Source organism: Sporichthya sp. (assembly GCF_013815995.1).
Taxonomy (GTDB): Bacteria; Actinomycetota; Actinomycetes; order Sporichthyales; family Sporichthyaceae; genus Sporichthya.
In genome coordinates this window covers 1-10,818 of record NZ_JACDFE010000085.1, presented here as the reverse complement: position 1 = coordinate 10,818, position 10,818 = coordinate 1, and the positions used below count along the sequence as shown (strand labels likewise).

Genomic DNA, 10,818 nt, shown 5'->3' with positions numbered 1-10,818 from the left:
AGTTGAGGGTGACGGCACCGGTGGTCAGGCGTCGCGACGGGCGAATGCCGCGCTGGAGACGAACGTGGTGGCCAGGACGAAGGCCAGGAACGTCAGCCCGCCGGCCATCGCACCGAGCGCCACCAGGTCGAAGCCGGGCCCGTCGCCGCCGGGCAGGTTGACCATCTGGGCGCCCGCGGTGAAGGGCAGGTGAGCGGCGATGTCCTCGCCGGTCGCGGAGTTCGGACCGGTGAGAGCCCAGATCGCCAACGGCTCGATCAGGGCCGGCAGGGCGACCAGCACGACGGCCGCCGCACTGGCGCTGCGTAGCAGCGCGCCGAGCGCCACACCGAGCAGTGAGGTCAGCACGACCAGGGCGATGAAGCCGCCGAGGGCGCGCTCGGTGTCGCCGGCGGTGAGGAGCGAGGTGGACAGGCCGGGGCCGATCTCGGCGCGGCCGACGGCGTAGGCGGCGCCCATCGACAGCGTTGCGGTCAGGCCCGCGAACACCGCCACCACCAGCAGCTTCGCCGTCAGCAGCACCCCGCGCCGCGGGATCGCGGAGAGCGTGGTCTGCATCAGGCCGTGCCGGTACTCGGTGCCGAGTGCCGCGACCCCGATCAGGCCGACGAACAGTGCGGGGAAGGACAGCGGGCCGACCCCGGAGGAGCCGCTGAGCAGGCTGACCACGGTCTCCGGCTCGCTGAGGAATTCCTCGCCCCGGATGATCTCCCGGGCGACGATCCAGGCCACCAGACCCGCCGAGACGACGGCGGCCAGGACCAGCAACCAGGTGGCGCGGATGGACCGCAGCCGGATCCACTCGTAGCGCAGGGCGCCGAGGAAGGTGTGCATCTCTAGAAGCCCTTTCCGGCGGCCTGGCCGGCAGCGGCGCCGCCGGCAGCAATCTCGTCGCTGATGAATTCGCCGATCACGTCGAAGCTCTGGGTGTCCCAGTCCTCCGGACCGGTGCCGGTGCCCTGGGCCGGGATCCGGTGGTCTGAGGCCCGGTCCTCTGTCCTTTCGGCTGAGCGCTCGGCTGAGCGCTCGGCGCGGTGGCTCGGACGCGGCGCGGTGAGCTCGAGGAAGGCGTCCTCCAGCGGCGCGGATCGGTTGGTCAGCTCGTGGATGACGATGCCGTTGCGGAAGGCGAGCTCGCCGATCAGCGCGCGCTCGACCCCGCCGACGGCCAGTTCGGAGTTCTCCCCGCGATCGACGTCGGCGCCCACCTCGACGAGGAGGCGACGCAGTCGCTCGACGTGCGGGGTACGGACCAGGACCCGACCCGCGGTGGAGCTGCGGCCGGTGAACACGTCGACCGGCTCGTCGGCGATCAGCCGGCCCTGGCCGATGACCACGAGGTGGTCGGCCACCTGCGACATCTCGGCGAGCTGGTGGCTGGAGACGAACACGGTGCGGCCCTCGGCGGCGTAGGCCTTGAGGAACCCGCGCAGCCACTGGATGCCGGCCGGGTCCAGCCCGTTGGCCGGTTCGTCCAGGATCAGCACGCGGGGGTCGCCGAGCAGGGCCCCGGCCAACGCCAGGCGCTGCACCATGCCGAGCGAGTAGGCACGGGGCCGCTTGCGGGCCACCGCGGACAGGCCGACCCAGTCGATGACCTCGTCGACGCGCTTGCGGTTGATGCCCTGGGAGGCGGCGAGCATCCGCAGGTGCGTGCGGGCCCGGCGGCCGGGGTGCATCGCGCGGACGTCGGAGACGTAGCCGACCTCACGCAGCGGCTGACGCAGCTTCGCGTAGGGCACCCCGTCGAAGAGGGTCTCACCCGATCCGCTGTCCAGGCCGAGCATCAGCCGGATCGTGGTCGACTTGCCGGCCCCGTTCGGGCCGAGGAAGCCGGTGACCACGCCGGGGCGCACGTCGAAAGACAGATCGTCGACGGCGGCAATGCCGCCGTACTTCTTGCGCAGGTTCCGCGCCTGGATCATGGTTGCGAGCCACCTCTCTGGACCGACACGCGTGGTACTGAAGTTACCTAGCGATACAGAAGAAACCTCGGAGGCTCGCGGCTGCGAGATTCCTCGATGTGGCAAAGGTGGCCTGGACGTGAGCTGGCGGTTCTGGATCGACCGGGGCGGGACGTTCACCGACGTCGTCGCCCGCCGGCCGGACGGGGCCGTCCTGACCCACAAACTGCTCTCCACGGACCCGGAGCGTTACGACGACGCGGCGGTGGCCGGGATCCGGGCGCTCCTGGGCGTGCCGGCGGGCTCGCCGATCCCGCCGGGGATCGTCGAGGAGGTCCGTCTGGGCACCACCGTGGCTACCAACGCGCTGTTGGAGCGCCGGGGCGCCCGCACCGCTCTGGTCATCACCCAGGGCTTCACCGACGCCCTGACCATCGGCTACCAGAACCGGCCGCACATCTTCGCCCGCCGGATCGAGCGGACCACGCCGCCGGCGGAGCGGGTGATCGCCCTGGACGAGCGGGTGGCCGCGGACGGGACCGTGCTGCGCCCGCCCGACCTGCCCGCGCTACGCACTGCGTTGGAGAAGGCCCGGGCCGACGGGATCGAGGCCGTCGCCGTCGTCGCCCTGCACGCCCCGCTGCACCCGGCCCACGAGGCCGCCGCGGCTGCCCTGGCCCGCTCGCTGGGGTTCGCGGAGGTCGCCGCGTCGGCTGAGGTCAGCCCCCTGCGCAAGCTGGTCCCGCGCGGGGACACCACGCTGCTGGACGCCTACCTGTCCCCCGGGCTGCGCCGCTACGTCGACTCACTCGCCGCGGAACTGCCCGGGGTGCGCCTGCTGTTCATGCGCTCCACCGGCGGACTGACCGACTCCGCGACCGTGCGCGGAAAGGACGCGGTGCTCTCCGGCCCGGCCGGCGGGATCGTCGGGATGGCGCGCTCCTCGGCCGCCGCCGGGTTCGGTGCGGTGATCGGCTTCGACATGGGCGGCACGTCGACCGATGTCTCGCACTATGCCGGGACCTACGAGCGGGTCACCGAGTCCGAGGTGGCCGGGACGCGCCTGCAGGTGCCGATGCTGGACATCTCCACCGTCGCCGCCGGCGGCGGATCGATCCTGCGCGTGGTCGACGGCCGGTACCGGGTCGGCCCGGAATCCGCGGGCGCGCACCCCGGCCCCGCCTGCTACCGCCGCGGCGGCCCGGCCACGGTCACCGACGCCAACGTCGTCCTCGGCCGGGTCTCCCCCGCGCACTTCCCCGCCGTCTTCGGCCCGGCCGGCGACCAGCCCCTGGACGCCGACGCCGCCCACGCCGCCCTCCTCTCCCAACGGATGTCATCCGCAGCGTCGATGAGTGTCGAGGAACTGGCGGCGGGTTTCCTCGCGGTGGCGGTCGACAACATGGCTAACGCGATCCGGCGGATCACCGTCGCCAAGGGCCGCGACCTCTCGCGTTACGCCCTGACCACTTTCGGCGGCGCGGGCGGGCAGCACGCCTGCGCCGTGGCCGATGCACTCGGCGTGACCACGGTGCTGGTGCCGCCGCTGGCCGGGCTGCTGTCCGCGGTCGGGATCGGGCTGGCGGATCTGACGGCCCGTCGGACGCAGGCTGTGGAGCAGCGCCTGCTGGAGGCGGACCTGCGGGTGCTGATCGAGTCGCTCGCGGCCGAGGCCACCGCCGAACTCGTCGGGCACGGCGTGCCCGCGGCGGACGTCCGGGTCGAGCGGATCGCGCACCTGCGCTACGACGGCACCGACACCCTGCTTGAGGTTCCGCTGGCCGACGCGGCCTCGATGACTCGCGACTTCATCGCCGCCCACGAGCAGACGTACGCCTTCCGCCTCGACCGCCCGCTGGTCGTCGGCGCCGTGACCGTCGAGGCCACCGCCTCCTCCTCGCAAGGGATGACATCCCTTGGCGAGCCGCCCCCATCGCAAGGGATGTCATCCGCAGCGGAGACGACGGTGCGGATGTACGCCGAAGGGGCCTGGCACGAGGTGCCGCTGGTCGAGCGGGCCGCGGTGGTCGAGCCGGTGACCGGGCCGGCGCTGATCGTCGAGGACGGCTCGACCACGGTGGTCGAGCCCGGGTGGACCGCCGAGACGATGCCGACCGGACACCTGGTGCTACGCCGGCTCGAGCGGCGGAGCGACCGGACCGGCGACGCGACGGTCGTGCACCCGGTGCGGCTGGAGATCTTCGCCAACCTGTTCGCCTCGATCGCCGAGCAGATGGGGGCGCGGCTGCGGGCTACAGCGCAGTCGGTGAACATCGCCGAGCGTCTGGACTTCTCCTGCGCGGTCTTCGACGCGGCCGGGCATCTGATCGCCAACGCCCCGCACATGCCGGTCCACCTGGGCTCGATGGGCGCCAGCGTCACGGCGGTGGTGGCCAAGCACGGCGGCGCCATCCGGGCCGGCGACGTCTATGTCGTCAACGACCCCTACCGCGGCGGCACCCACCTGCCCGACGTCACCGTGGTGAGCCCGGTGTTCCCGGCCGACCTGGGCCCTGCGCCCGCGCCGCACGTGCCGGAGGTCCCACTGTTCTTCGTCGCCTCCCGCGGCCACCACGCCGAGATCGGCGGCATCTCCCCCGGTTCGATGCCGGCCGACAGCCGAACCCTGGACGAGGAAGGCATCCGGTTCGACGCGCACCTGCTGGTGCGGGGCGGCGAGTTCGACGAACTGAGCACCCGTCAGTTGCTGACGTCCGGCCCGTACCCCTCGCGGGCCCCGGAGGTTAACCTGGCCGACCTGCGCGCCCAGGTGGCGGCCAACACCAAGGGCGCTGCGGAATTGACGCGCGCGGTGCACGAGCACGGGCTCGACGTCGTCGCCGCCTACATGGACCACGTGCAGGACAACGCCGCCGACGCGGTGCGCCGGGTGATCGACGCCCTCGACGACGGCGCCTACCGCTACGAGATGGACTGCGGTGCGGTGATCGCGGTGCAGGTCACCGTCGACCGGGCCGAGCGCACCGCGACGCTCGACTTCACCGGGAGCTCACCGCAGCGCGCGGACAACTTCAATGCGCCGTCCTCGGTGGTGACCGCCGCCGCCCTCTACGTGTTCCGCACGCTGGTGGGTGAGGACATCCCGATCAACCACGGCTGCCTGCGCCCGCTGCGCCTGGTGATCCCGCCGGATTCGATGCTCGCGCCGACCTACCCGGCCGCGGTGGTGGCGGGCAACGTCGAGACCTCGCAGGCGATCACCGGCGCGCTCTACGCCGCGCTCGGGGTGGCGGCCGAGGGCAGCGGGACGATGAACAACGTCAGCTTCGGCAACGCCCGCGCGCAGTACTACGAGACGGTGGCCTCCGGGTCCGGCGCCGGTCCGGACTTCGACGGCACCGACGTGGTGCAGACCCACATGACGAACTCCCGCCTGACCGACCCCGAGGTACTGGAGGCCCGGTTCCCTGTCCTCGTCGAGGAATTCTCGATCCGGCGCGGCAGCGGCGGCGGCGGGGCGCATCGCGGCGGTGACGGCGCGGTCCGCCGACTGCGGTTCACCGAAGCGGTCAGCGTCAGCCTGCTGAGCAGCCACCGCCGGATCCCGCCGTACGGGATGGCCGGGGGCGAACCGGGCGCTCTGGGCAGCAATGCACTCGAACGCGCCGACGGTTCCAGGATCGAACTGGGCGGCAGCGACCGGGTCGAAGCGAGCCCGGGCGATGTGCTGGTGATCACAACTCCGGGCGGCGGAGGGTACGGGCACGCTCCGGATTGACCCGGGTCGAAAACGGGTAATAGGGCTCACGCCCGGCCTGGACCCGCCCGCGCTTATCGTGGCTTCCCCCGTGCTTATCGAAAGGCTCCAGGAGTTCGTCATGCCCCAACCGCGCCATACCGTCGCCGCCCTCGCGGTCGCTTTCATCGTCGGTACGGTCGGCGGCGGGATCCTGCTCAGCGGCGGCGGAGACACCGCCAGCGGCACGTCGATCCCGTTCAGCCCGGACACTTCAGCCGAGAAGCCCACCGCCGCGACTCCGACCCCCAAGGCCGCCGGCGGCTTCACGGCCGAGGCGGTCCGGCAGGGCAAGCGGGTCGTGATCACCGGCGAAGGCGCCGAGCCCGGCGCGAGCCTGGTGGTGCAGCGCAAGGAGTCCGGCGGCTGGCAGGACTTCCCAGCTCGCGCGAAGGCCTCGAGCGACGGCAGCTACTCCACCTACATCATCACCTCGCGCGACGGCACCTACCGCCTCAAGGACACCGGCTCCGACGCCGCTTCCAAGCCGGTCGACGTCAACGCCTGACGCCCGCGCACCGGGCCAGACCACAACCGTTACTGACGTAGCGGCCCTGGGCCGCCCCGTCGGCTCAGCTCTTGCGGTTGTGGTCTGCGCCAGTCACCCACGCGGTGGACCCAGCCGCAGCATCGCCTCGATGGCCTCGAGCACCTTCAGCGGCCGGAAGGTGAACGAGCAAGCCCATCGTCCGGCCGCAGTCGACCAGGGTGCGCTCGACACTGGTGACGGCGCGGAACTGGTCGCGGTCCGCGTCGCTGAGATCGGCGCGATGAATCAGGACGCCCTCCGCGACGCTCTGCGTATTCCTCGGGACCGTCAGCTCGAGGACGGCCGGAGGACACCAGAGACAGAGTCCGTGCAGAGCCGCAGCCGAGGCGTGCGAGACGACGGCGCACAGCTCGACTGCTTTGACCAGTTCGGGCGAAGCGTTGGGCAACGCGTAGCCCCCACGCCCGGCCCGGACTATCAGGGTGCGCTTCACCGCCGCCCGGATGCCGCTGTCACGGACACCGAGGGCACGCAACGCAGGCATGCGCGCTGCGCCGCCGCACTTCTGCAGGGCCGTGACGGGATCCACGGGTGGAGGGTGGCCCCAAATGCCGGGACGCCGACAACCGTCGCGGAATCTGTGGATGGCCGGAAGCCTGTGGACAACCGGGCCAAACCACAACCGTTACTGACGTGGCACCCCGAGGCCGCCCAGTCACATCAGTTCTTGCGGTTGTAGTTTGGCCCAGTAAGCCGACAACTCGTCCGGGCCGAGGCGCGGCAGCATGATGGGCCCGTGCGCGCCGAGCCGTCCGTCCTCCATCTGGACCTGGACGCGTTCTTCGCCGCCGTCGAGCAACGGGACAAGCCCTCGCTGCGCGGCAAGCCCGTGGTGGTCGGCGGCATCGGTCCCCGCGGGGTGGTAGCCACCTGTTCCTACGAGGCCCGGGCCTTCGGCATCGGGTCGGCGATGCCGAGCGCTCAGGCCCGCGCGCTCTGTCCCAACGCCGCGTTCCTCGGCGGCCGGTTCGACGCCTACCGCGCCGTCAGCGAGATCGTGATGGGCCTGCTGCGCGAGCTCTCCCCCGCGATCGAGCCGCTGTCCCTGGACGAAGCCTTCGCCGACCTGGCGTTGACGGACTCCGGCTGGCCCTCGGACCGGGTGCGGGAGGTCGCGGCCAAGCTCAAGGCCGACGTCCACGCGGGCACCGGTCTGACCGCCTCGGTCGGGGCCGGCAGCACCAAGCTGATCGCGAAGATCGCCTCCGATCTGCAGAAGCCGGACGGGCTGGTGATCATCGAGCCGGGCACCGAACTGGCGTTGCTGCACCCGATGCCGGTTACCAAACTCTGGAGCGTCGGGCCCGCCACGGCGGAACGGCTGCGCCGGACGGGCGTGCACACCGTCGCCGACCTGGCCGCGGTCGACGAGGCTGAACTGGTCGGCCTGCTCGGGCAGTCCCACGGTCGACTCCTGGCCCGACTCAGCCACGGCGAGGACGACCGCCCCGTCTCACCCAACCGGGAGTCGAAGTCGGTCAGCGTCGAGGACACCTTCGAACGCGACGTGGTCGAGCGCGCGGTGCTCACCGACATCTGTGACCGGATGTCGACGACGGTGTCCAAGCGCCTGCGCGCGGCCTCGCTGTCGGGGCGGACGATCACCGTGAAGATCCGGCGGCACGACTTTCAGTCCCACACCCGGTCCTCGACGCTGCCCGGCCCGACCGACGACGCCCGCACGATCTCCACGACCGCCCGCCGGTTGCTCGGCGAGATCGATACCACCGACGGCATCCGCCTGCTCGGGGTCGGGGTGTCCGGGCTGGTCGACTGGGCGCAGGAGGACTTGTTCGCCGAGGACCCCGATGAGGCCGAGCCCGAACCCGAACCTGAGCCGGCCGAACCAGCAGTGCGGCGCTGGTTTCCCGGCCAGGACGTCCACCACGCCGAGCACGGCGACGGCTGGGTCCAGGGCAGCGGCGTGGGGCGGGTGACGGTCCGCTTCGAGACCCGGTACACCCCGCCCGGGCGGATCCGCACCTTCGCGATCGACGACCCTGACCTGGCCGAACGGCCCGCGGTGCTGCCCCCTCCGGCGCCGGAGGGGGCAGGATGAGGCCCATGCGCATCCTCGTGGTCGACGACGACCGGTCCGTGCGGGAGTCTCTGCGCCGGTCACTGACCTTCAACGGCTACGACGTCGACCTCGCCTCGGACGGTGAGGAGGCGCTCGGCCAGGTGGCGGCCGTCCGCCCCGACGCCCTGATTCTCGACGTGATGATGCCGCGCCTGGGCGGCCTGGAGGCGTGCCGCCAACTGCGCGCCGGCGGGGACGACGTGCCGATCCTCGTCCTCACCGCGCGGGACTCCGTCGAGGACCGGGTGGCCGGCCTGGACGCGGGCGCCGACGACTACCTGCCCAAGCCATTCGCCCTGGAGGAACTGCTGGCCCGGCTGCGCGCCCTGCTGCGCCGCAGCATCAACCCCGCGGACCCGGGCAACACCAACGCGCCCCTGACCTTCGCCGACCTCTTCCTGAACGCGATCACCCGCGAGGTGCGCCGCGACGAGCACCATGTGCGGCTGACCCGCACCGAGTTCGCCCTGCTCGAGCTGTTCCTGCGTCACCCCCGGGAGGTGCTCAGCCGGGAACGGATCCTCGAGGAGGTCTGGGGTTTCGACTTCCCGACCACGGCCAACTCCCTTGAGGTCTACGTCGGGTACCTGCGCCGAAAGACCGAGGCCGACGGCGGTGCGCGGCTGGTCCACACCGTGCGCGGGGTCGGTTACGTGCTACGCGAAACGCCCCCCTGACAAGGGATCTGACGATGAGTCAGCAGGATCTTCCGCCGGCTGGACCGCCCGGCGCGGAGCCGAAGCCCCGACGGCACCGCCGGGTGGCGCAGCAATTGGCCGGCACCATGTGGACCCGGCTCAGCCTGCGGGTGCGGGTCGCGGCCTTCATCACGCTGGTGGTCGGGGCGACGGTCGCGATCACCTCGCTCGCGGTGTGGGTGACTGTGCGCGTGCAGTACTACAACAGCTTCGACGACACCCTGGTCAGTCGGGCCCGCGCACTGCTGCAGACCCCGGCCGCCGACCCGACCCAGGTGGTCCGCTTCCCGGAGGGAACCTTCGCCGCCGCCGGTACCCGGCTGGCGATCGTCTACCCCGACGGCACGCCGTTCTTCTCCAAAGGACCTGACGACGCCCCACCCACCGGGCAGCCCGAGCTCGAGGTGGCGCTCGGTGCCTCGGACTTCTCGCTGCGCACGGTGCGGGCCGCGAACGGTGAGAAGTTCCGGGTGGTGGCGATCCCCTCAATCCGCGAATCCGAGCCCCGCACCGCGTTCGTGCTCGCCCAGACCACCCGCGACGTGGACCGCACCCTGCGCTCGCTGGCCACCGCCCTGCTGGTGATCGGCGGCGCCGGCGTCGGCCTGGCGGCCTACGCCGGGGTGTACGTGGCCCGGCAGGGCCTGCGCCCGGTCAGCCGGCTCACCGAGGCCGCGGAGCACGTCGCCCGCACCGGGGAGCTGCGCCCGATCGACGTGCACGGCGGGGACGAGCTGGCCCGGCTCGGCTCCAGCTTCAACAAGATGCTCACCGCGGTGGAGCGCTCCCGGGACCTGCAGCGGCGGCTGGTCGGCGACGCCGGCCACGAGCTGCGCACCCCGCTGACCAGCCTGCGCACCAACCTGGACCTCCTCGCCCAGGCCGAGGGCCGTGTCGGTCTGTCCGCCACCGACCGGGCCGAGCTGCTCGACGACGTCCGCGCCCAGGCCGAGGAGCTGACCGGGTTGGTCGGTGACCTGGTCGAGCTCTCCCGCGACGAGGTCGACCGCTTTGAGGGCCGGGAGCTCGACATGGCCGAGATCGTCAGCACCGCGACCGAGCGGGCCCGGCGGCGCGCCCCCACCGTGCAGTTCGACGTCACGATCCGGCCCTGGACCGTCTACGGCGACGCCCGCGCGCTGGAGCGGGCGGTACTGAACCTGCTGGACAACGCGGGCAAGTGGAGCCCGCCCGGCGGCACCGTGACGGTGCGCCTGACCGACGGCGTGATCACCGTCACCGACCAGGGCCCCGGCATCGCCGAGGCCGACCTCCCGTTCGTGTTCGACCGCTTCTACCGGGCCGAGGAGTCCCGCACCATGCCCGGATCGGGCCTCGGCCTGGCGATCGTGCGTCAAGCGGCCGAGCGGCACGGCGGCTCGGTGACCGCGGATAGAGCCCCCGGGGGCGGGGCATTGCTCAAGATGCGGCTGCCACACTCTTCGTCGGTGACTCACACGGATCTTTAAGCCGACGCATAGTAAGGGTCGGCACCGTGATGGCATGACGACGACGGGACCCGGCTGGGGTCGTGAGGGAGACGTACCTGTGAGTGACGAGCGCGGGGGGCACTTCCCGCCGAACGAGGACCCCTGGTCCTCCGGTTCGGGGTACGGCCAGTCGGACCCCGGTTACGGGGCCTACGGGACGCCGGGGTCACAACCGCCGCCCTACGGATCCTCCGAGCCCTACGAGTCCGCCCCGCCGCCGGTCTACGGCACCGACTACAGCTACGCCCAGCCCGAGCAGCCGGTGGGCCAGCCGCCGACCGAGGCGGCCCAGTACACCGGCTGGCCGGCGCAGCCGCCGGCCCACGCGCCGGGACAGAG

Annotated in this window: 8 protein-coding genes and 1 pseudogene; 6 read left to right on the top strand and 3 right to left on the bottom strand. The window is 72.1% G+C overall.

Translation table 11 applies throughout. From position 1 onward, the window contains the following. Window positions 1–24 precede the first annotated feature (24 nt). Window positions 25–834, bottom strand: a complete 810-nt coding sequence (locus tag H0X00_RS11320; protein ID WP_293770007.1) for a hypothetical protein — start codon at window positions 832–834, stop codon at window positions 25–27. A gap of 2 nt (window positions 835–836) precedes the next feature. Then, the gene (locus H0X00_RS11315) at window positions 837–1,925 is read right to left on the bottom strand and encodes an ABC transporter ATP-binding protein (protein ID WP_293770005.1); all 1,089 of its coding nucleotides are present in this window, start codon (window positions 1,923–1,925) and stop codon (window positions 837–839) included. 118 nt (window positions 1,926–2,043) lie between these two features. Here H0X00_RS11315 and H0X00_RS11310 point away from each other — a divergent pair, with 118 nt between their 5' ends. Together H0X00_RS11310 and H0X00_RS11305 are read left to right on the top strand one after the other, a co-directional pair. Further along, the gene (locus tag H0X00_RS11310) at window positions 2,044–5,643 is read left to right on the top strand and encodes a hydantoinase B/oxoprolinase family protein (protein WP_293770004.1); all 3,600 of its coding nucleotides are present in this window, start codon (window positions 2,044–2,046) and stop codon (window positions 5,641–5,643) included. A 100-nt stretch (window positions 5,644–5,743) separates the two neighbouring features. After that, window positions 5,744–6,169: a hypothetical protein gene (locus H0X00_RS11305; RefSeq protein WP_293770003.1), complete on the top strand. Its 426-nt coding sequence runs from the start codon at window positions 5,744–5,746 to the stop codon at window positions 6,167–6,169. Window positions 6,170–6,233: 64 nt separating this feature from the next. Here H0X00_RS11305 and H0X00_RS11300 read toward each other — a convergent pair whose 3' ends face one another. Beyond that, window positions 6,234–6,740 carry a hypothetical protein gene (locus H0X00_RS11300; protein ID WP_293770002.1) on the bottom strand — a complete coding sequence of 169 codons (507 nt, stop codon included), beginning with the start codon at window positions 6,738–6,740 and terminating at the stop codon, window positions 6,234–6,236. Window positions 6,741–6,947: 207 nt separating this feature from the next. Between H0X00_RS11300 and H0X00_RS11295 the strand changes: the two genes are divergently transcribed. The 4 genes and pseudogenes from H0X00_RS11295 to H0X00_RS11280 form a co-directional block, all read left to right on the top strand. Next, a complete protein-coding gene (locus tag H0X00_RS11295; protein WP_293770000.1) occupies window positions 6,948–8,270 on the top strand; it encodes a DNA polymerase IV in 1,323 nt (440 codons plus the stop codon). A 5-nt stretch (window positions 8,271–8,275) separates the two neighbouring features. Next, entirely contained in the window at window positions 8,276–8,968 is a 693-nt protein-coding gene (locus H0X00_RS11290; protein WP_293769998.1) for a response regulator transcription factor, read from the top strand. Window positions 8,969–8,982: 14 nt separating this feature from the next. Continuing rightward, window positions 8,983–10,458: a HAMP domain-containing sensor histidine kinase gene (locus H0X00_RS11285; RefSeq protein WP_293769997.1), complete on the top strand. Its 1,476-nt coding sequence runs from the start codon at window positions 8,983–8,985 to the stop codon at window positions 10,456–10,458. A 79-nt stretch (window positions 10,459–10,537) separates the two neighbouring features. Further along, window positions 10,538–10,818: pseudogene (locus H0X00_RS11280) on the top strand (hypothetical protein); the annotation flags it as partial.

Excerpts from the sequence above, each read along its gene's own strand:
- H0X00_RS11320 (WP_293770007.1), bottom strand. The coding sequence starts at position 834 with ATGCACACCTTCCTCGGCGCCCTGCGCTACGAGTGGATCCGGCTGCGG.
- H0X00_RS11315 (WP_293770005.1), bottom strand. The coding sequence starts at position 1,925 with ATGATCCAGGCGCGGAACCTGCGCAAGAAGTACGGCGGCATTGCCGCC.
- H0X00_RS11305 (WP_293770003.1), top strand. The coding sequence starts at position 5,744 with ATGCCCCAACCGCGCCATACCGTCGCCGCCCTCGCGGTCGCTTTCATC.
- H0X00_RS11290 (WP_293769998.1), top strand. The coding sequence starts at position 8,276 with ATGCGCATCCTCGTGGTCGACGACGACCGGTCCGTGCGGGAGTCTCTG.
- H0X00_RS11285 (WP_293769997.1), top strand. The coding sequence starts at position 8,983 with ATGAGTCAGCAGGATCTTCCGCCGGCTGGACCGCCCGGCGCGGAGCCG.